At 41.7% G+C, this 21,442-nt stretch carries 23 protein-coding genes; 10 read left to right on the top strand and 13 right to left on the bottom strand.

Features of this window, described 5'->3' with window-relative positions; translation table 11 throughout:
* Window positions 1–13 precede the first annotated feature (13 nt).
* The gene (gene moaC, locus IPK86_01870; GenBank protein QQS16949.1) at window positions 14–499 is read right to left on the bottom strand and encodes a cyclic pyranopterin monophosphate synthase MoaC; all 486 of its coding nucleotides are present in this window, start codon (window positions 497–499) and stop codon (window positions 14–16) included.
* 297 nt (window positions 500–796) lie between these two features.
* Here moaC and IPK86_01865 point away from each other — a divergent pair, with 297 nt between their 5' ends.
* Window positions 797–2,092, top strand: coding sequence for a hypothetical protein (locus IPK86_01865; GenBank protein ID QQS16948.1), 1,296 nt, complete (start codon window positions 797–799; stop codon window positions 2,090–2,092).
* Between the two features lie 677 nt (window positions 2,093–2,769).
* Window positions 2,770–3,213 (top strand): methylated-DNA--[protein]-cysteine S-methyltransferase, encoded by a 444-nt coding sequence (locus tag IPK86_01860; GenBank protein QQS17039.1) that lies wholly within the window; start codon window positions 2,770–2,772, stop codon window positions 3,211–3,213.
* A gap of 29 nt (window positions 3,214–3,242) precedes the next feature.
* Here IPK86_01860 and mog read toward each other — a convergent pair whose 3' ends face one another.
* Window positions 3,243–3,806, bottom strand: a complete 564-nt coding sequence (gene mog, locus IPK86_01855) for a molybdopterin adenylyltransferase (protein QQS16947.1) — start codon at window positions 3,804–3,806, stop codon at window positions 3,243–3,245.
* Window positions 3,807–4,525: 719 nt separating this feature from the next.
* Here mog and IPK86_01850 point away from each other — a divergent pair.
* Together IPK86_01850 and IPK86_01845 are read left to right on the top strand one after the other, a co-directional pair.
* Window positions 4,526–5,995: a DUF2971 domain-containing protein gene (locus tag IPK86_01850; protein QQS16946.1), complete on the top strand. Its 1,470-nt coding sequence runs from the start codon at window positions 4,526–4,528 to the stop codon at window positions 5,993–5,995.
* A 318-nt stretch (window positions 5,996–6,313) separates the two neighbouring features.
* Entirely contained in the window at window positions 6,314–7,057 is a 744-nt protein-coding gene (locus IPK86_01845) for a Nif3-like dinuclear metal center hexameric protein (protein ID QQS16945.1), read from the top strand.
* A gap of 8 nt (window positions 7,058–7,065) precedes the next feature.
* Here IPK86_01845 and smpB read toward each other — a convergent pair whose 3' ends face one another.
* Window positions 7,066–7,512, bottom strand: a complete 447-nt coding sequence (smpB, locus tag IPK86_01840) for an SsrA-binding protein SmpB (GenBank protein ID QQS16944.1) — start codon at window positions 7,510–7,512, stop codon at window positions 7,066–7,068.
* A 63-nt stretch (window positions 7,513–7,575) separates the two neighbouring features.
* Here smpB and IPK86_01835 point away from each other — a divergent pair, with 63 nt between their 5' ends.
* Complete coding sequence (locus IPK86_01835) at window positions 7,576–8,004, top strand: type II toxin-antitoxin system RatA family toxin (protein ID QQS16943.1); 429 nt, start codon at window positions 7,576–7,578, stop codon at window positions 8,002–8,004.
* A gap of 20 nt (window positions 8,005–8,024) precedes the next feature.
* On the opposite strand, the gene IPK86_01830 is transcribed toward IPK86_01835, so the two are convergent.
* The 3 genes from IPK86_01830 to groES form a co-directional block, all read right to left on the bottom strand.
* The gene (locus IPK86_01830; protein ID QQS16942.1) at window positions 8,025–8,462 is read right to left on the bottom strand and encodes a hypothetical protein; all 438 of its coding nucleotides are present in this window, start codon (window positions 8,460–8,462) and stop codon (window positions 8,025–8,027) included.
* A 167-nt stretch (window positions 8,463–8,629) separates the two neighbouring features.
* Entirely contained in the window at window positions 8,630–10,279 is a 1,650-nt protein-coding gene (groL, locus tag IPK86_01825; protein ID QQS16941.1) for a chaperonin GroEL, read from the bottom strand.
* Window positions 10,280–10,351: 72 nt separating this feature from the next.
* Window positions 10,352–10,639: a co-chaperone GroES gene (groES, locus tag IPK86_01820; GenBank protein ID QQS17038.1), complete on the bottom strand. Its 288-nt coding sequence runs from the start codon at window positions 10,637–10,639 to the stop codon at window positions 10,352–10,354.
* 325 nt (window positions 10,640–10,964) lie between these two features.
* On the opposite strand from groES, the gene IPK86_01815 reads away from it, so the two are divergent.
* Window positions 10,965–12,500, top strand: coding sequence for a Re/Si-specific NAD(P)(+) transhydrogenase subunit alpha (locus IPK86_01815; GenBank protein QQS16940.1), 1,536 nt, complete (start codon window positions 10,965–10,967; stop codon window positions 12,498–12,500).
* Window positions 12,501–12,505: 5 nt separating this feature from the next.
* Window positions 12,506–13,903 carry a Re/Si-specific NAD(P)(+) transhydrogenase subunit beta gene (gene pntB / locus IPK86_01810; protein ID QQS16939.1) on the top strand — a complete coding sequence of 466 codons (1,398 nt, stop codon included), beginning with the start codon at window positions 12,506–12,508 and terminating at the stop codon, window positions 13,901–13,903.
* Window position 13,904: 1 nt separating this feature from the next.
* Here the strand turns inward: pntB and IPK86_01805 are convergent, their stop codons facing one another.
* A complete protein-coding gene (locus IPK86_01805; protein ID QQS16938.1) occupies window positions 13,905–15,152 on the bottom strand; it encodes a serine hydroxymethyltransferase in 1,248 nt (415 codons plus the stop codon).
* A 199-nt stretch (window positions 15,153–15,351) separates the two neighbouring features.
* On the opposite strand from IPK86_01805, the gene IPK86_01800 reads away from it, so the two are divergent.
* On the top strand, window positions 15,352–16,206 hold the full coding sequence (locus IPK86_01800; GenBank protein QQS16937.1) for a prolipoprotein diacylglyceryl transferase: 855 nt from the start codon (window positions 15,352–15,354) through the stop codon (window positions 16,204–16,206).
* Here IPK86_01800 and IPK86_01795 read toward each other — a convergent pair.
* Genes IPK86_01795 through rpsP form a run of 6 tightly spaced genes read right to left on the bottom strand, consistent with a single transcriptional unit; the run spans window position 16,179 to window position 19,796 of the window.
* The gene (locus tag IPK86_01795) at window positions 16,179–16,481 is read right to left on the bottom strand and encodes a LapA family protein (protein ID QQS16936.1); all 303 of its coding nucleotides are present in this window, start codon (window positions 16,479–16,481) and stop codon (window positions 16,179–16,181) included. The two genes, IPK86_01800 and IPK86_01795, sit on opposite strands and share 28 nt — an antisense overlap.
* Before the next feature lie 56 nt (window positions 16,482–16,537).
* Window positions 16,538–17,428 (bottom strand): site-specific tyrosine recombinase XerD, encoded by an 891-nt coding sequence (gene xerD, locus IPK86_01790; GenBank protein QQS17037.1) that lies wholly within the window; start codon window positions 17,426–17,428, stop codon window positions 16,538–16,540.
* Window positions 17,429–17,472: 44 nt separating this feature from the next.
* Window positions 17,473–17,883, bottom strand: a complete 411-nt coding sequence (rplS, locus tag IPK86_01785; GenBank protein ID QQS16935.1) for a 50S ribosomal protein L19 — start codon at window positions 17,881–17,883, stop codon at window positions 17,473–17,475.
* Entirely contained in the window at window positions 17,870–18,649 is a 780-nt protein-coding gene (gene trmD, locus IPK86_01780; protein QQS16934.1) for a tRNA (guanosine(37)-N1)-methyltransferase TrmD, read from the bottom strand. The genes rplS and trmD overlap by 14 nt, the downstream gene beginning before the upstream one ends.
* Before the next feature lie 17 nt (window positions 18,650–18,666).
* Window positions 18,667–19,179, bottom strand: a complete 513-nt coding sequence (gene rimM, locus IPK86_01775) for a ribosome maturation factor RimM (protein QQS16933.1) — start codon at window positions 19,177–19,179, stop codon at window positions 18,667–18,669.
* A gap of 59 nt (window positions 19,180–19,238) precedes the next feature.
* Window positions 19,239–19,796, bottom strand: a complete 558-nt coding sequence (rpsP, locus tag IPK86_01770; GenBank protein QQS16932.1) for a 30S ribosomal protein S16 — start codon at window positions 19,794–19,796, stop codon at window positions 19,239–19,241.
* Between the two features lie 212 nt (window positions 19,797–20,008).
* On the opposite strand from rpsP, the gene surE reads away from it, so the two are divergent.
* Window positions 20,009–20,755 (top strand): 5'/3'-nucleotidase SurE, encoded by a 747-nt coding sequence (surE, locus tag IPK86_01765; GenBank protein ID QQS17036.1) that lies wholly within the window; start codon window positions 20,009–20,011, stop codon window positions 20,753–20,755.
* Between the two features lie 4 nt (window positions 20,756–20,759).
* Window positions 20,760–21,416 carry a protein-L-isoaspartate(D-aspartate) O-methyltransferase gene (locus IPK86_01760; GenBank protein ID QQS16931.1) on the top strand — a complete coding sequence of 219 codons (657 nt, stop codon included), beginning with the start codon at window positions 20,760–20,762 and terminating at the stop codon, window positions 21,414–21,416.
* The last annotated feature ends 26 nt before the right edge of the window (window positions 21,417–21,442 follow it).

Here is a 21,442-nt window from a genome sequence, read left to right as displayed (position 1 = left end):
CTGTTTTATTTTTTTACTTAACATTGCTCGCTTTCCAATGCCCGGAACGACCACCAGATTTTTCTAGTAGGCGAACACCATCAATATACATACCGCGGTCAGCTGCCTTACACATATCATATAGCGTTAAAAGACCAACGCAGACTGCTGTTAGGGCTTCCATCTCAACACCTGTTGTCGCATGTGCTTTCGCTGTAACTTGTATTTTTATGGCGCTTGGTGAAAACAAGAATTCAAAACCAACTAAGATAGTTGTAAGGCTAATCGGATGGCACAAAGGAATTAATTCTGCGCAACGCTTGCTCGACATAATCGCCGCTACTCTTGCTACACCCAACACATCTCCTTTTTTGTGCTTATGCTGCTCAAGTTGTTCAAGCGTTTCTGGCTGCAGATGAATATACCCCTGTGCCCTTGCTATCCGGATGGTTGCGGTTTTATCTGAAACATCGACCATCTGAGCTTTGCCTTGTGCATCCAAGTGTGTAAAGAGCGACATAAATATATCTTAGTATAAGTTGCGTTTAGGCTCAAAATGGTGTGTTTCCTACTGTTTTATTTATTATAACCTACACACAGGTTCAAGTGCTCTCAAATAAAATATCTATGATGGGTACGGAACCTGTTATATTTAGACCATTATCTGATCCTGCATGCTTTGTTTTAAAATAATTAATTTATAATGATGTTCATATATAGTTTCTAATATTCACATTATTTAGTAAATGAAATTTAATTTCATACTATATATAGTATAATGCGCTATGCTTTGATAGGCGTTTTTTTTGGAAGTAAAATGGGAGACTCATTTATGTTGTCTGTTAAAAAATTGTCCATGGCGATGGTACTATACTCAGCATTAGGGATTTTTCAGCTCGCTATTGCCGAAACAATTGATACAAATAAGGCTGTTTTTTATCCTTATTTGAGCATCAATTTTGGTAGCTTATATGATCTAGACACTGAATCTACATTAAGCAGCGGTGCTGACCAAAAGCCGAAAGGGCTTTTGGATTACAACTATAGCCTTGGAATAGGTTTTGATGGAAATGCACCTGCTACAGCAATAAGCCCAAGCTTTAAGTTGTTGTATGGTGGGTATTTTGAATTAACTAAAAATACGCAGCCACTCGCAAAACGTTTTGATGATGGGTACGGCAACGGGATTATCGGGCAATTTGGCGCTAAATCCTTGTACATTGGCTTAGGTTCATCTATGGGTAACTTAAAATTTGGCAACCTATCGACTAATTCGCTTGGCTTAACACCCGACTTTTGGTCAACAGGTGGGGTGGCGGGTCTAACCCTTTATCGGCGCACATTTTTCCCTGTTGCAAACGCTATTCTTTATGAATCGCCCAATTGGGATGGTCTATCGTTTCACTTGATCCGTGGTATTGGCAAACGTGTAAACGGCATATATGAGCGGATTCCTAATTTGCCTGTTGCACCATCCGTTGAATCAGTCAAAATATACGGCGGTACTGTCCAACAACAAAAAGATGGTTACTTTGCAAAATATACGGGACTGATACGCCATGACGGCTTGCTGGATAAAAGACAAAGTGAAGCAGAGCAAAAAAACCATGCTTATTTGCATCGTTTTGAAGGAGGCTATAACAAAAACAACTGGTTTATTTCGGCAGGCTATCAATATTTATTGAATAATGCAGGCTGGGGTGACACATTGTATGCGATGCCAAAAAACCAGCAAGAGGCGTTGACTGGACCAGAAATTGGTTCTGCAACAAACTATGCTCTTCCAGATCGAGGGATGCGTTATTTTGCTTTTCCAATGCATGAAATAGCAACCAGCGTCAGCTACACGGTTGGAAAGTTCGTGCCCAAAATTAGCATTGTATTGGGGAAAAGCACAAAAAATACCTATGAATCTGAAAGCGATTCTGCTTCGAAATTTAATTTGCCAGGATATGTACAAGGTGTTGTAGGTATGGACTATTTTGTAACAGACCATATCATTGTCAATTTAGCCTACGGCCAACTTAATTGGTTGCACGACGACGCGACGCCTGAAACTGACAAATGGTTTAATCAAAAAACAGCTGCACTTAATTTGACTTATTGGTATTAGAGGATATCCTTGACCAAAGGCCGCTCCACAAAGCGGCCTTTGGTCTTTATTATGCTCAATAGCTTTCGATGCATGGTGAAAATAAAAAACGTTTCTTCACTTTTGAGTGATAGATTATTTAATGAATCATTTCTTGCATACACGAAAGACTTAAAATAACTCACTATCGATAAGGCATTAAAAATAAACAACCCACATCCTATTTTATTAATATAGGTCACATTTAGAAGCTTGATCTGTTATTACCAACACCACAGTAATTGATTCAATATACTCCCAATCTACAAAGTCAATTAAACTATCAGCTTCAAGAAGCTCTTAGCCTAAGTGCTAGCTTGCATGAAACCTTTTTGAAGACAGACGTTGATGTTAAAGGAGAAGTGGGATTAAGATGGGGGTGGTAGGGGGTGGGTGGTTGTTTTGTGCAGCGTATCTTGCAATAATTTAGAACGACACGATAGAAAAAGAGCAGAAAATTTTTATCAAAACCCCAATCGCTTTTTGTGCATAACTTGCCATCCATTGCCTGAAAAATGACAAGACAACCTTGGCTCTTGCCCTAGGGAAAAATTTTGATGGGTAACATAAATACGTCCTTATTTTGATAACCATGGTATTTGATAAAAATGGTTACGACTGCTACTGATTCTTGTGTATTTTCTACGCCACTGGGTAGCATGACCGCTTTTGCTAATGACCAAGCATTAGTTGGGCTATATTTTAGTGATCAGCTAGATGGTAACATCGCACTGTCTAAACAAACAAATACCCGAACACAAGCCATCTTAACCAGAACTAAACAGCAAATCATCGAATTTTTTAACAAGGAGCTCCAGTATTTTGATGTTCCTTACCAATTGCTCGGCACAGCCTTTCAAAAAGAGGTTTGGCAAGCCTTAAGCCGAGTTCCGTTTGGTCAAACGATCTCTTATGCCAAACTTGCTCAAATGATTGGTAAACCCAAAGCAGTACGAGCCGTCGCACAAAGCGTTGCTAAAAATCCTCTTGTGATGATGTTGCCTTGTCACCGCATCATTGGCTCAGATGGCTCACTTACAGGATTTGCAGCAGGGTTAAAAAGAAAAGCCTTTTTATTGGAATCTGAAATTGCGCCATCATAAAAACACACAGAGCATTTTACATAAACCAACTATCGCTTAGGTCTGAATGCTTGGACGATATTGGGGTTAGTCTCTAAAAAGGGTCCGCCCATTAAATCTAAACAATAAGGCACCGCAGCAAATATGCCTGGGATTTTGATCGTGTTATCTACTCCTCTTACCCCTTCTAGCGTTTGACAAATAGCTTTGGGTTGACCTGGCAGATTTAAAATGAGTGATGTTTTACGAATCACGCCAACTTGGCGCGATAAAATAGCGGTTGGCACAAAATGTAAACTCACTTGGCGCATTTGCTCACCAAAACCTGGCAGAACTTTGTCTGCAATTGCCAAAGTAGCTTCAGGCGTGACATCGCGAGGCGCAGGACCCGTCCCGCCTGTTGTCAAAACAAGATGGCATCCTGCGTCATCAACAAGAGCGGTAAGGGTATTTACAATCTGAATTTGTTCATCCGGGATCAGCTTAGTGATACACTCAAATGGGCTCACTAGAGCTTCTTGGAGCCATGCTTGCAACGCTGGAATACCTTGGTCTTCATAGATTGCTTGGCTTGCCCGATCTGAAATAGAAACTAGACCAATTCTACATTGCATACAAGATCCTTTTTTTAATAACGATTTATCTCATCAAGATGCACAATAGAACTAGAGCCCAGAGACAACGTATGCAGTGACCAAAACGTCAGCGACTTAACTTCTAAAGATTTTTCGGAACACACTGCCAATAAAACATCTAGTAGTGTATATCGTTTCTATGATTTTCATGTTAACTGAATTAACATGAATATATTATATGTTAATTTTTATGCATTTTATTAACATAAAATGCGTGCAATTTGGTGTGACGCTACTGAAATAAGCCTGCGTGCGCTTTTAAACGTCAAAAAATCAGCTAAGCGCTATTAAGAATGCATCATATTGGAAGACAGATAAGATGAATGCCATATATGGAACTTGGCAAATATACAAAACAATATGTTCACCAAAAACTGCCAAAAATACATAATGATCAATTAATAAAGCCGATCTTTAAACAAGCCTGCAAAATTTATCATAGAATCAATTAGAATCAATGATATTGTAAACAAGCACAATCACGCGCCGGATAGCACTTATTTATTCAAAGGGATCGGGTCAATTTGCCATATTGATTGATGAATTGGTAAGGAAAGGCTCATAGGTATATGTAAATTGATGGAATTGCTAAAAAATGATCAAAATACAGAATGCCTTATGTATCCTAAACATATCACTTTATATGCTTTTGATACACACTTACAAAGTTCTGTTAAGTTATTTTATGGTGCCAATCAATGAATCGCTATTTTGTTAAGTTTGTTCCATACAACGAGCGAACTATCACGCATTTAGTCAATAAAACGGTCAAATTTTCTACAGTATTCGAGTTTAACGATCTCAATGAATATCGATATCTAAGCACCCCTTACCGCGCGGAACAGTGCGACCAAGATAAACAAACTAAAAAACTTATGGCAAAAATAAAGAAAAAATCACATGTTCCATCTTTCAATCAAAATTTACTCCAATTGGCAATGGAAACAAGAACACCAGGATGTAAAAATATTATTGAAAACTTTCTAGAATCTGGTGGATCTTTATCAAGGCTTCTACAAAAAAGAAATAAACAAGTCCTAAAACTACTGAGAAATTTGTATCAAAAATATTTACCTTGGCCAGAAAACGAACTCAAATATATTCGCAATGAACTCATAACATTATATGAAGAAGCAACAGCATATACCTCTGTTGGTATTTTCTGTATGTCAAACATGTCTGTATTTGAAGATGATGCAGCACAACTTATGTTCGCACATTATGCCAAAAATTCAGCTGGCTTGGCACTCATTTATCAATACCGCAAAAAACCGAGCCAAGCGTTACCAATAGATTACGCAAACTTTCCACAACTAAAAGGCCGTGAACCTAACCGTTTAGTTCGCTGGCTAGATGGCGAATTTTATTACAGTCTATGGCCAGGGATGGATATGGGAGAATTTCTTTATAAATCTCCATGGTGGGGCTATGAAAAAGAATATCGAATATTCGATAAACCAGGCATTTACCCAACTAAAAAAGTAGGTCTAAGACTTAAAGCTATTCTATATACTGGGCGCTCCAGATGGGAAGAAGGTGCACAATTACTGACAAAAATCAACGAAAAATTTTACAAAAATCTTTTGGTAATACGCAACATATACACATCAGATCTCAGTTTGAAGCCACGCCATTTTAGAATTTTTCATAAAGAAACAAAAAATAATGAACCAGTATCTGAATTTTTAAGGAGAAAAATTATAAAAGAACCAATATTGAACTCAAAAGATATTGTGATCCATCCAGCAACACAAAAAGAATGCGATAATCATTTTTTAGAAACTGAGATAAAAAGTGCGCACAACAATGAACCGTGCGAGCTCTGTCTACAACTTCGAGAAAACGCTAATTCCGATCAAACATTTTCATATATTGCCACCTATAACAAAGGATTAATTGGCTATATTTTTAGTCACGTAATTGAGAACCGAAAAAAATCTGAGAAAATCTTACTTGTGGAAGAGGATAGTTTTTTTATGTTTTTTGATTCATATTGGGAATCGGCTGGTCGACTACTATTAAACACGTTAGAAAAAAATGCAAAATCAACGTCAAATATTAAAATTGTCATCCATTACTCAGAAAATAATGGCGCAAAGCTTGCTTTTTTGAAAAAAAACTGGTTTACGGTAAACTCAGGGCACCTAATAAAAGAAGTGATAAATTAACTAAGACTCAATGATAACAGGATTTATACCCATATTTAAGCTGGGCTAAAAGGTTTTTGCGTTTACCGCCATTGAACCACCATTCACGTTCGCTTAAGAGCCAATAGCAATTTTTCTTCTTAATCTTATTAAACTTATATAAATATTGTTTGGCTTGATTACAATTGATAAAAGCCCTACAAATGATTTGTAATGTTTTATTTTTTTCTGCCATGGAAAATTGAGATATATATTGAAAAGTTACTGTAGATTTTTAGATCGCTAACAACCTGATACACTACTTGGGATAATGTATTCACAGTCACAACGGATAATAATATGCAACGCCGAAAACTTATTGCGCTACTAAACAACAAATTGACACCTTGGCAATTTCAAGACTCTGCACCGAATGGCTTACAAATTGAAGGAACCTCAACTGTCAATCAACTCTTAACTGCCGTGACAGCAAGCCAAGCCGTAATAGAGGAAGCGATCAAAATACAAGCCAATACGCTTCTTGTTCATCATGGCTATTTTTGGAAAAGCGAATCTCCGGTTATTACGGGTGTTAAAAAGCAGCGCATTCAAATGCTGCTGGCAAATCAAATCAATCTAATTGCTTATCACTTACCACTTGATGCCCATCTAGAACTTGGCAACAACGCCATGCTTGCTAAAAAACTAGGCTGGCAAGTCAAAGGCCAATTCGGCGAACAACAACTCTTATGGCATGGCTCAACACAACCTGTGCAAGCTACAGACTTTGTCAACACAATTGGCCAAACCTTAAACCGAGCACCAACAGTATTGGGCAATCTTGCTCGTACAATTCAACATATTGCTTGGTGTACGGGTGCTGCACAATATGACTTTAGTGAAGCCATTGCTCTTGGAGTAGACGCTTTTGTGACGGGTGAAGTATCAGAACCTAATTACCACTTAGCCCAAGAAAGCGGCGTGTTATTTGTTGCAGCTGGGCATCATGCTACGGAATGCTATGGCATTCGTGCGTTGGGAGATTGGCTATCTCAACAGACTTCTCTTCTTGTTCAGCATAGCCAACAACTCAATCCGATTTGATAAGTAGTCTACCTTTCTTGTCTTAAAACGCGTTGCTTATCACGCTGCCATTCGCGTGTTTTGTCGCTTTGTCGCTTGTCATACTGTTTTTTGCCCTTTGCTAAGGCAATATCCACTTTGATCCAACCTTTTTTATAATGAAAATTCAGTGGAACAAGGGTATAACCTGCTCTTTCAACCTTACCAATCAACTTATTGATCTCAGCCTGATTCAACAGAAGTTTTCTTGGGCGTACAGGATCAGGCACGATATGGGTGGATGCAGAAGATAAGGCGGTAATATGAGCGCCGATGAGCCAAAATGCCCCGTTTTTATAGCGAATATAGGCTTCTTTAAGTTGGGCGCGGTGTGCACGAATCGCTTTGGTTTCCCAACCAGCTAAAACAAGACCAGCTTCAAACTGCGACTCAATAAAATAATCATGAAACGCTTTACGATTCTGAACAATGCTCATAGGATGGCATGTTATGACATAAAATATATAGATAAGATGCCATTCTAACAGAGCTTAGCTACCATGCACAAAATTCACAAACATCTGGTTGTCACTTATACAGCACGCCAAATGTATACTTTAATAAGCCAAGTACAGCGCTATCCAGCTTTTTTAAAATGGTGCCAACAAGCAAGTATTCAAACTATTTCTGACCAAGAGGTACATGCCACGTTATGGATAGCCTATCATGGCATTAGTCATCCTTTTACTACGCGTAATAGGTTGCAGCCAAATCAATCAATTACCATGACACTTGTAGAAGGTCCCTTTCGTCATTTGGAGGGCGCATGGCGTTTTAACCGTACAAAAGCAGGGTGTCGTATCACCTTTGATTTAGCTTATGAGTTCTCATCTCCACTTTGGCATATGTTGTTCGCCCCAATCTTTGACCGAATCGCAAACAGCTTGGTTATAGCTTTCATTGAAGAAGCTAGGCAACTTTACCGATAGGTATTTCTAAAGCGTTACTTTTAAAAAAGCGGAGCGCATACGATGCGGTACTGTTTATCGCCCACTGAGCCAGACACAATCGGTACTTCTTGCGCTGCATCAAGATCATGCAACTTTTCCTTGATCAGCTGTTGCTGGCCATCATAGAGTCTAACTGCTTTGATGCGGAGTGTTTTTTTAGCGCAATGCATCTGCCAATTAATATATTGATAAGTAATACGACGCGGATTTTTACTATCTAAAATTGTTTTGCGATCCATAAAATCGACTAAATCACCAGAATGGACAATGGAAGCTTTATCCAATTCATGTAGCACTAAACCATCTGTTGAGACACCCATATTCACCCACTCAGGCTTCATGGTTTCACCTGTTTGGCTACGTGGCGTGTACATGGCACAACCGGCTAAAAGTAGGACAGCTAAAAAAATTACAACGCCTGTGCTAGAACGTAACATGGCAATCTTGTTTACTAAAAAGTATGGTAAATAGACAAAAATAGGGTGTATATTATGCCGTAAAACCGCCAAGATGACTACTCAAAAATAAGTATATATATTTTTTATCGAACAACTAAAAGCCCGCCTAAATAAGGCGGGCTTTGTCAAAACAATGGTAGCGGGTATTACATCATGCCACCCATACCGCCACCCATACCACCCATATCAGGCATACCACCACCAGCAGCAGGTTTTTCCTCAGCCAACTCGGCAACCATGCAATCTGTAGTGAGCATCAAACTGGCAATAGATGCAGCATGCTGTAAAGCAGAACGCGTCACTTTAGCAGGATCTAAAACACCCATAGTAATCATGTCGCCATACTCACCTGTAGCGGCATTAAAGCCAAAGTTACCATTGCCAGCGAGCACTTTATTCACTACAACTGAAGGCTCTTCCCCAGCATTGGCCACAATTTGTCTGAGCGGCTCTTCCAAAGCACGCAACAGAATTTTCACGCCTGCTTCTTGATCCGCATTACTCGTTTTAAAATTAGATAAGGCAGCGCGGGCACGCAGCAAAGCAACACCACCACCAGCCACAATACCCTCTTCAACCGCTGCACGGGTTGCGTGAAGTGCATCGTCCACACGCGCTTTTTTCTCTTTCATTTCTACTTCAGTAGCCGCACCGACTTTAATCACGGCAACCCCACCCGCTAATTTTGCAACACGTTCTTGCAATTTTTCGCGATCGTAGTCAGAGGTTGAAGTTTCAATTTGCTGACGAATTTCAGCAACGCGTGCTTGAATTTCTTTCGATTTACCAGAACCATCAATAATGGTTGTATTTTCTTTGGCAATTTCAACACGCTTGGCGCTACCCAGCATATCCAATGTTGCTTTTTCTAGCGTCAATCCAACTTCCTCAGCAATAACTTGGCCACCTGTTAAGATCGCAATATCTTGCAACATAGCTTTGCGTCGATCGCCAAAACCTGGCGCTTTAACCGCAACAGCTTTCAAAATACCGCGAATATTGTTCACAACAAGTGTTGCTAATGCCTCGCCTTCCACATCCTCAGCAACAATGAGCAACGGACGACCAGCTTTAGCCACTTGTTCTAATACAGGCAATAAATCACGGATATTGGAGATTTTTTTATCATAAAGTAGTACGAAAGGATCGTCCAATACAGCAATTTGTTTTTCAACATTGTTAATGAAGTAGGGGCTCAAGTAACCGCGATCGAATTGCATACCTTCAACCACATCCAGTTCATTCACTAATGATTTGCCATCTTCTACAGTAATCACACCTTCCTTACCTACTTTATCCATCGCATCGGCAATAATCTGCCCAACATCTGCGTCCGCATTAGCAGAAATGGATCCCACCTGTGCAATTTCTTTGGAGGTTGTACAAGGCTTAGCAATTTTTTGTAGCTCTGCCACCAAAGCAGTTACCGCCTTGTCAATACCACGCTTTAAATCCATCGGGTTCATACCAGCGGCAACATATTTCATTCCCTCTTTAACAAGAGACTGTGCCAATACAGTCGCGGTTGTTGTCCCATCTCCTGCAACATCTGAAGTTTTGGATGCCACTTCTTTAAGCATTTGGGCGCCCATATTTTCGAATTTGTCTTTCAACTCAATTTCTTTGGCTACCGTCACCCCATCTTTGGTAACAGTTGGTGCGCCAAATGAACGATCCAGCACTACATTACGACCCTTAGGACCCAAAGTTACTTTGACCGCATCGGCCAAAATATTCAAGCCATGTGTCATCTTTTGGCGAGCAGAATCACCAAAACGTACGTCTTTAGCTGCCATAATTCACTTACTCCGAAATGTGTTAATCAATCTATTTAGATATTGCCATCGCAAAATGCCAACAAACGCAACCTAGCTGACAACTCCCATGACATCTTCTTCGCGCATCACTAAAAGTTCCTCGCCATCAATTTTGACAGTCTGTCCAGAATATTTGCCAAAAATCACCTTATCGCCCACTTTAAGCTCTAAAGCACGACATTCCCCAGTTTCAAGAACCTTCCCTTTGCCCACTGCAACCACTTCACCCATATCTGGTTTTTCTGCAGCAGAGCCCGGCAAAACAATACCTGAAGCAGTTTTTTCTTCCGCTTCCAAACGCTTGATCACCACACGATCATGTAAAGGACGAATGGTCATTGACTTCATTGACTTCTCCAAAAGTATAAAAAATAGCCCAAATTAGCATGTATCACCGCTGTGCGACAACACCGCTTGAACGCTGTTGCCATCTTTTCATGTAGTACTGAAAGTAGGGTCAAGTTTTCTATATTTCAAGAGCCTAACCCTAAAAATTTTGCTAATGATTTCAACTAACTGCCATTCTCTGTAATGTATGATGCATCAAAATATCATAAGAACTTAAGAAGCATCCAGAAAATTACGATACAATTACCAAGTTATGCAGGAACCTGATACAAGTTGCCTTATTCGTCCGTCAAAACCGATACATGAAGGGTTGAGCATGCAAATTGGAATTCCAAAAGAGCAAGCCTTGGGCATGACACGGGTTGCAGCAACCCCCAAAACTGTTGAGCAACTGATTGCACTTGGATTTGAGGTCATAGTTGAAGAGCATGCCGGGCAATTGGCCAATTTTGATGATACTGCTTTTATCGCAGCGGGCGCAAAAATTGTTGCAACGCAAGTTGTTTGGCAAGCACCACTTATCCTTAAAATCAACCCACCTATTGCAACTGAAATCGCTCAGATGCAATCAGGCGCTACTTTAATTAGTTTTATTTGGCCAGCACAGCAATCGGAGCTACTGCAACAATTGGCAGCTAAACATATCACTGCATTGGCTATGGATGCTATCCCACGCATTTCACGTGCTCAATCTATGGATGCTTTAAGCTCAATGGCTAATATCGCTGGGTATCGTGCTGTTATTGAAGCTGCTCATGAATTTGGGCGCTTTTTTACAGGTCAAATTACTGCAGCAGGCAAGATCCCACCAGCCAAGGTACTTGTCATTGGCGCTGGTGTTGCAGGACTTGCTGCTATCGGTACGGCAAGTGCTTTGGGTGCTATCGTCCGAGCCTTTGACACGAGACCGGAAGTCAAAGAGCAGATCCAAAGTATGGGTGCAACATTTCTAGAATTGGCATTAGAAGAAACCTCAGGAAGTGGTGATGGCTATGCCAAAGAAATGTCCGCTGCCTTTATTGAAGCTGAAATGGCCTTATTTGCGACTGAAGCCAAAGCGACTGATATCATTATCACCACCGCACTGATTCCAGGTAAACCTGCGCCTCGTCTCATTACAGAAACTATGGTAGCCAGTATGAAACCGGGCAGTATCATCGTTGATCTTGCCGCCGCGACGGGCGGTAACTGTGCTTTGACCGTTGCTGACCAAATCGTTCATACCGCAAACCAAGTTAAGGTCATTGGTTATACTGATCTACCGAGTCGCTTACCGACACAATCTTCCCAGTTATACGGCACTAATCAAGTCAACTTACTTAAGTTGCTATGCCCTAATAAAAATGGCCAATTGGTACTGGATTTTGAAGATAGCATTACCCGGCAAGCAACCGTTGTTAAGGAAGGCCAGATGACTTGGCCTCCACCTCCTATTAAAGTTTCTGTTGCCAAAACAGCATCTGCACCGTTGGTTAGCTCTGCTCCAACTGCTAAGCCAGCACGACTCAATAAATTTAAAAAGCAACTTTTGTCCATTTTGGCACTATTCGCAACGACCTGGGTTGCATACAGTGCACCCAATTCATTTTTGTCGCATTTGACAGTGTTCGTTCTAGCATGCATCGTTGGTTATTACGTGATTTGGAATGTTACCCATGCACTCCATACACCACTTATGTCTGTAACAAATGCGATATCAGGCATTATTGTCGTTGGTGCATTACTGCAAATTACCAACCCTAACCTGCTGACTGTACTATTAGCAGGCATTGCTATTGTGATTGCTAGCGTTAATATTTTTGGTGGTTTTGCTGTCACACAACGTATGTTAAATATGTTCCAAAAAAGATAATGACCATGCCAACAATAACTTTTCCATCAGGTTTAATCCAAGCAGCTTATATTGCTTCTGCGGTTTTATTTATCTTAAGTTTAGCGGGTCTGTCTCAGCATGAAACCGCAAAACGTGGCAATCTTTACGGTATGGTCGGTATGACTATTGCTGTTTTTGCGACGCTTGCACAATATGGCATCAAAACAGCACTCATTGTGGCCTTTGCGATGCTATGCGGCGCTGTTATCGGTCTTTACTTTGCTCGTAAGGTCGAGATGACACAAATGCCAGAACTCGTTGCCATGTTACATAGTTTTGTCGGCTTAGCGGCAGTATTGGTCGGTTTTAATAGTCTTTTAACGCCTCATCATTTGGTTGGCGCAGAACATACTATTTATCTTACTGAAATCTATTTAGGAATATTTATTGGTGCAGTTACCTTTTCAGGTTCTTTGGTTGCGTTTGGTAAATTACATGGCTTACTCTCATCAAACCCACTGCGCTTACCCCATAAGCATGTACTCAACTTGATCGCTATCATATGCTCCATAATTTTGATGTTGTATTTTGTCATGCAGGCTCAAGGATGTATGTCTTGGGTAGTATTAGGTATCATGACCGCTATTGCTATGCTATTTGGTTGGCATCTTATTGCTTCTATTGGTGGCGCTGATATGCCAGTTGTCGTGTCGATGCTTAATTCCTATTCAGGATGGGCAGCAGCAGCAGCAGGTTTTATGCTTGCTAATGATTTACTCATTATTACGGGTGCGTTAGTAGGCTCATCTGGCGCAATCTTGTCCTACATTATGTGTAAAGCCATGAATCGTTCATTTATTGGTGTCATTGCTGGCGGATTTGGCACAGCAGGTGTTGCCGTTGCCGTTGAAGCAATGGGCGAATACCGCGAAGTACAAGCTGGGCAGGTTGCCGAACTACTCAAAAACGCTCGCTCCGTTATCATTGCACCAGGTTATGGAATGGCCGTTGCGCAAGCACAGTACCCTGTTGCAGATATCGCAAGAAAACTGGCTGAAATGGGTGTTCAGGTGCGTTTTGCTATCCATCCTGTTGCGGGACGCTTACCAGGTCATATGAATGTGCTGTTGGCTGAAGCCAAAGTACCTTATGATATTGTTTTGGAAATGGATGAGATTAATCAGGATTTTCCGGAAACGGATGTGGTGCTCGTGTTAGGAGCCAATGATACCGTTAACCCGAGCGCAGAAGAAGATCCCAATAGCCCTATTGCGGGCATGCCCGTTTTACAAGTGTGGAAAGCTAAAGATGTGGTCATCAATAAGCGGTCGATGAATACAGGCTATGCAGGCGTTCCCAACCCACTCTTTTTCAAAGATAACGCACACATGATTTTTGGCGATGCTAAAAAAATGGTGGAAGCAATCCTACATGCCTTATAATTTAAGCGGTGTATACAGGAAAACGCTGACATAGGGCAAGTACTTCTTGGCGTACCCTGTTCAATACCGTTTCATCGTCCGGCGCGTCAGTCACATCTGCCAAAAGGTTAGCTAGCTGATAGGTTTCAGCCTCTTTAAATCCTCTCGTTGTCATGGCAGGCGTCCCAATACGAATACCAGAAGTAATCGTGAATTTTTCGGGGTCATTCGGTATTGCATTTTTATTCACAGTAATGTGAGCACGCTCTAATGCATGCTCAATAGCTTTACCCGTTGTATGTTTAGGTCTTAAATCAATCAAGAGTACATGCGACTCGGTGCGACCCGATACAATACGTAAGCCCCGCTTCGCTAAAACTTCAGCCATGATCTGTGCATTTTTTTTAATCTGCTTAGCATAGATTTTAAAACTCGGCTCCAGTGCTTCTTTTAAAGCAGCAGCTTTGGCAGCAATCACATGCATTAAGGGGCCTCCTTGCAGGCATGGAAAAACTGCTGAATTGATCGCTGAGGCATGTTCAGCTTTAGCCATGACAATCCCGCCACGCGGTCCGCGTAGGGTTTTATGCGTTGTGGTAGTTACAAAATCAGCATAAGGAATAGGGTTAGGATATTCGCCCGCTGCGATTAAGCCTGCATAGTGCGCCATGTCCACAAATAAATAAGCGCCCACACTATCTGCGATCTGACGAAAACGCTGCCAATCAATTGCTAAACTATATGCTGAGGCACCAGCAATAATCAATTTAGGTTGATGCTGCTTAGCCAAATAGGCCACTTCCTCGTAATCTAGTTCCTCTTGAGCATTTAATCCATAGGTCAACGCTTGATAAAGCCGACCAGAAATATTAACTGAAGCGCCATGCGTCAAATGTCCGCCATGCGCCAAACCCATACCGAGGATCACATCACCCGGTTTGAGTGTAGCCATAAATACGGCTTGATTGGCCTGACTACCAGAATGCGGTTGTACATTGACATATTCCGCCCCAAACAAAGCTTTACAACGCTCAATAGCCAATTTTTCTACTTGATCCACAAACACACAGCCACCGTAATAGCGTTTATCCGGATAACCTTCCGCATACTTATTGGTCAAAACAGAACCCTGTGCCTCCAAAACTGCAGGGCTCACATAATTTTCCGAAGCAATCAGTTCTACACATTCTTCTTGCCGCTTTAATTCAGCCGACATGGCTGAAAAAAGCGCTTCATCAAAAGTTGCAATGGTCATTAACGGGTCAAACACGGCACCACCCACAAATTTAAAATCAATTAAATAAATTAAATCAATTATGGAATATTGTAATACATAACACGCTTATGAAAAAGCATAGCATGGCTTAAAAATAACTAGAGCAAATAAAATACGATTAAAATAGGTTGTTTTTTATCGTGATTCGTTTTGTATTGCTCCGTAGAACATCAACGCTTAATTTGGTATTTTGATGATTGTTCACCCTAATTTTGATCCCATTGTTATGCAAGTCGGGCCACTTGCTGTGCACTGGTACGGGTTAACCTACCTTCTTGCTTTTTTAATATTTATATGGCTCGGAAAAAAACAAGCAAGCATGATAAAGTGGGATGAAGCTCTGGTAGACCGCCTCTTACTCTATGGCATGTTGGGCGTTATATTGGGCGGTAGACTCGGTTATATAATATTTTACAAACCGCTATTTTATCTTCATCACCCCCTAAAAATCATTGCATTTTGGGAAGGTGGTATGTCTTTTCATGGCGGATTGTTAGGTGTATTGCTTGCAATTGGTTTATTGGCTTATCGGACGCACTATGGATTTTGGCAAATTGCTGACTTTACAGCACCATTGGTTCCACCTGGTCTTGCTGCGGGACGCATTGGGAATTTTATTAATGGCGAACTGTGGGGTAAAGTAACCTCACCTGAAACCCCATGGTCAATGCTTTTTCCGCACGCTAGTACGGCTGATAATTTATACGCTATCCAGCATCCTGAATGGCTATATTTTTTATCCCTTCATCATGCTTTACCACGCCATCCCACCCAACTTTATGAGTGTGCCTTGGAAGGTATTATGCTTTTCATCGTATTACACTATTACTCTCAAAGCTCTCGGAAAATAGGACAGGTATCAGGGATGTTTTTATTGTGTTATGGTGCTTTTCGTTATGTTATTGAATACGTGCGCGAACCAGATAGTTTTATGCCGTTGTTGTGGTTCGGGCTTTCCATGGGTCAATGGTTATCACTGCCAATGATTGGTATAGGTATTTGGTTATTGCAATCACATCGCTACTTATCTGACAAATCCTCTGTATAGACAGAATGGGGTACAGCAGTATTGTGCGCCGGATCATTTGTAGCAGCCTTTATAGGATGATTTGCTTGATGTCGTAGGGTGAATAGATAACGCGTTGCCATTAATAAACCACAAACGACGCCTACTACAAAAAAACTAACGATCAGCACAATTAATGGCAAAGCAACAGCATAGCCAAAAAGTAATTCTAATGTTGTCATCTGGCTATTTTTTGCAGCCACAATCACAAGTAAGAGCAGTAATATTAATGTTACCAATCGCCCAACAAGACGCATCGCAATTCTCCTATCCTATATCCATACCTTGCTAAAGCAATGGGTAAACGCATTAGTTAACCTCTTGGATGGTGCTGGGCATGAAGCTGTTTTAAGCGCTCTTTGGCAACATAAGTATAAATTTGCGTTGTTGAAATATCAGCATGGCCCAATAAAAGCTGTACAATCCGCAAGTCAGCACCATGATTAACCAAATGCGTTGCAAAAGCATGGCGTAAACCATGTGGACTGATTGGAAATAGATTAGCTTGCTTGGCGTAACGCACAATCCAATGCCATACCATCTGACGCGTTAATCCCTTTCCTCTTTGTGTCACCATCAACGTATCACATTGCTTCTGTCGCATTAAAACTGGCCTTGCTTCGGCTAAATAGCGCTGTAACCAATAGCAAGCTACTTCCCCAATGGGTACTTGACGCTCTTTGTTACCCTTACCGATCGGGGCAACTAATCCTTGTACAGTATCTATCTGGGTAAGCGTCAGTGTTGTTAATTCACTAACACGTAAACCGCTTGCATACATAATTTCAAATAACGCACGATTACGCAATCCAATCGGCGTTGAAGTATCCGGTGATGCAAGTAGCGCCTCCACATCTCGTTCCGAAATAGCTTTTGGTAAAGATTGCTTGTTACGTGGTGATATGATTTTTATGCTCGGATCATGTTCCAGGTTATGCTGTTGCACTAAATAGCGATAAAAACGTCGCCACGCTGATAACCGCCTTGCTGCAGTCGCAGTAGATTGTCGCTGCATCGTATTCAATAAAGCCTGCTCCAATTCATCGCGCTGGGCAGTACGGAGGGTTACTTGCACAACCTCAAGGAGGCGAACAAGGCAATACAAATCATTGCGATAAGCTAACAAGGTGTGTTCAGCGACGTGCTCATTGAACCACAGCCAATCCAAGAACTGATCAATCAATGCCTTGTCATCTATCTGCATGGCATGAAAATGTCCCACAAAACTTTTTTGGGAACAACCCAAAATTAGGAAGCAGTTTCCTGAATAGGTTCTGTTGCGCCAACCACTTCGACTGTTTTACGGATTGCAAGTTTTTCTTTAATACGGGCTGATTTACCCGTGCGACCCCTTAAATAATAAAGCTTAGCTCGTCTAACATCGCCTTGGCGTTTGACGTTAATCGAAACCAATAGCGGCGAATAGGTCTGAAAGGTACGCTCTACGCCTTCTCCTGCCGAAATTTTCCGCACAGTAAAAGCGCTATTGAGTCCACGATTACGTTTCGCAATCACAACCCCTTCAAATGTTTGAAGTCGCTCGCGATTGCCCTCCACCACTTTTACTTGTACAGCCACCATATCACCCGGTGCAAAGGTCGGAATATTTTTATTCAGACGGTCTATTTCCTCTTGTTCTAACTGATCAATAAGGTTCACAAGTCACTCCATTTTTAAAATTCATACTATCCTGTTGAAACTCCGTCAACAACACTAATTCTTCTGCCGTTAAAGCTCGATCACGCAATAAATCGGGTCGTCTGCGCCAAGTCCGCCCTAACGCTTGCTTCAATCGCCAACGTGTGATTTTACCATGATGTCCAGAAGATAGAACATCGGGTACCCTGACACCTAAAAATTCTTCGGGGCGCGTATAGTGTGGATAGTCAAGTAAGCCGTTCATAAAAGAGTCCTGTTCACACGAGGCCCTGTCATGTAATACGCCTGGTAACATTCGCAAAACCGCCTCCATAAGAATCATGGCAGGTACTTCGCCTCCAGATAGCACATAGTCACCTATCGAAATCTCTTCATCAACCACTTGCTCAATTAAGCGCTCATCAACGCCTTCATAGCGTCCACATAGTAAAATTAAAGCAGGTCTTGTTGCCAATTCTGCTACTTTTTTCTGATTAAGCAATGCGCCTTGCGGAGATAAATAAATAACATGCGTTGGGTAATGTTGTAACGTATGCTGTGCCTTAGCAGCAGACACTGCGGCAAATAAGGGTTCTGCCAACATCACCATGCCCGCACCACCTCCATAGGGTCTGTCATCCACACGATGATGTATATCGGTCGCAAAATGACGCGGATCCCAAGTACGAAAATGCCAAATTGATTTTTGCAAAGCACGACCCACAACACCAAAACCCGTTAGCGCATTAAACATGCTGGGAAACAATGTCACAACATCAACTTGCACAATCTATCCTTCAATTGCTAGTAATCTTTTTCCCATAAAACTGTTACCGAACGACAAGATTGGTCTACTTGCATTACAATCGCCGACACAAAAGGGATTAATCGCTGAAAGGCGCCCTGCTGAACAACTAATATATCATGTGCAGGACTGCTGACAAGCTTTTCAATAATGCCAAGCATCTCGCCATGTTGATTACGTACCGACATACCTACTAAATCTACCCAATAATATTCCTCATCCTCCGCTTTAGGTAATTGGGTACGCGGTATAGCAATCAATGACCCCTGAAGTTGCAGAGCCTCTTCGCGATTTGTAATCGTCTCAATCTGTGCAATGGGCATATGATGATGCACTTGGCCTACAACAAACTGGTAAGCCTGCCACTTCCTACTAAATTGACCTAAATACCACACAGGATAAGCAAAAAGCGAATGAGGCTCCATCGTATCTGCATGAATTTTTATCCAACCTTGGATACCAAAAGCACCCGTGATGTGACCCATCACGACGAGATTTTTTTCATCAAGCATTAACTACCCACACACAGTCGCTTTGAAGATGGCCTGATATGAAAACCAAGTTAATCGTCCTATTCACCCTTATCAGTATCTGCTTGTTTTTCGTCGTTTTGTGTAGGCACCGTTGATTCATTGGTATCCGGCACTGCAACAGCTTCGTCTTCCATAACAACCGCGGTAGGTGATGCCAAGTCAGCTGGCTCTGTTGTGTCTTGAGATATAGGCTCAACAACTTGCTCTGCAGGTTTTTCGGTTTGATCAGATAGGGTTGTGACAGTTTCTTTAGCCATTTGTTCTGCTTGACGTGCTTTAAGGGATTTTGTAGATTTTTCTTTAGCTGGCTTGGTAACAACAATGCCTTTTTGCTCAGCAGGCATTGCTTGTTTAGCCTTCAATTGCACAGCAACAAGCTTCTGAACGGTGTCCGATACGCGAACACCAACGCCTACCCAGTAATTAAAGCGCTCCTCGGACAGTCGTATATATTCTTCCTTGTCTTTTGCTATCGGATTGAAAAAACCAATGCGCTCAATAAATCGACCGTCCCGCCGACTACGCGAATCAGTCACCACAATATGGTAAAACGGGCGGCTTCTAGCCCCACCGCGAGCCAGACGAATCACGACCATAAACGCATAACTCCCACAAAGTTAAGTAGATTACGAAGTGTTGATTCTATGCTATCCCTGACCGATGAGCAAGCCAATCTTTTCCTCAACCGTACACAGTATATAAACAACAGTTGGATCGCTGCAGTCAAAGTTAGCGGTATAAAGCATGGCTATAGTAAAATGGGCGGTTTAGTCACACTTTGCGTTATCATAATTATATGGTGCCGATGATGGAGTTTCTAGTCAGCAACGATGATGGGTATCTTGCCTCAGGTATTATTGCACTTGCCAGTACACTCTCCTATTTTGGCAAGGTTATTGTTGTTGCACCCGAAAGAGAACAAAGTGGTGCCAGCAATTCCTTAACACTCAACCGACCATTGACTGTGCATCAAGCAGACAACCTATTTTATTATGTTAATGGCACACCAACAGACTGCGTGCGCCTTGCCATGGCAGGGTTACTAAGACATAAACCAGACATGGTATTTTCAGGCATTAATCACGGCACGAACATGGGGGAAGATACCCTATATTCCGGTACTGTCGCTGCTGCAGTAGAGGGATTTTTGTTTGGCATTCCTGCTGTGGCCATTTCGATGGCAGGCAAATCAGGTAAGCACCTCGCAACTGCTCAAACAGTCATTAAAAAACTGGTTACATATTTACTGGATCACCCACCTAAAATAGTGCAGTTACTGAATATCAACGTACCAGATATACCGCTTACTGAGCTGAAGGGATTAAAAGCGACTCGCTTAGGACGTCGGCATCAAATCAAATCAGTCACGCCGATGCAAAGCCCAAGAGGTCATCCTGTTTATTGGGTAGGTGAAACAGGAGAAGCACAAGATGCGGGGCATGACACCGATTTTTGGGCTTGTGAACAGGGTTTTGCTTCAATAACCCCGCTTACCGTTGACTTGACAGCACGCAATCAAGTTTTGCCACTTGAACACTGGTTATCAGAACACTAAAACCATGTCAACCCTAGCTTCTGGAATGCTATCTGATCGCACCAAGCAACGCATGATAGATCGGTTGATACAACATGGCATCAAACATCCTAAAGTACTCAAAGCCATGGCGCAGGTACCTCGACATTTTTTTGTTGATGAGGCTCTTGCTACCATGGCTTATGACGATAAATCACTACCTATTGGATACGGTCAAACTATCTCGCAACCTTATACCGTTGCTCGTATGACCGAAATGCTATTCACGCCAAATATGCCACGTAAAGTGTTGGAAATTGGCACAGGGTGTGGTTACCAAAGCGCTATACTTTTGGCTTCAGGTGTAACAGAAGTCTATTCTATTGAGCGCCTTGCAACAATGCTCCATCTTGCTAAACAAAATCTGCGCCGTGCACGCTTAACAACAGTACGACTTGTACATCAAGATGGGCATGAAGGATTACCAGAGGTTGCACCGTTTGATGGTATCCTTATCACAGCAGCCATCAAAAATATTTCTAACGCTTTATTAGATCAACTCAGCAATAATGGTCGGCTTATTGCTCCTATCGGCGAAGCAACGCAGCAATATTTATGGTGCTTTGAAAAATCGGGTCAAACCATCCAAAAAACATGCGTAGAAATGGTAAATTTTGTTCTCATGATTGCAGGCAAAGCATAAAATGAGAGCGATCTACTGTTTAATAT

This window comes from Neisseriales bacterium, from assembly GCA_016699915.1.
Lineage (GTDB): Bacteria > Pseudomonadota > Gammaproteobacteria > Burkholderiales > Q3-R57-64 > Q3-R57-64.
Note: the sequence above shows the minus strand (reverse complement) of the source record. Positions and strands in the feature narration are given on the sequence as shown.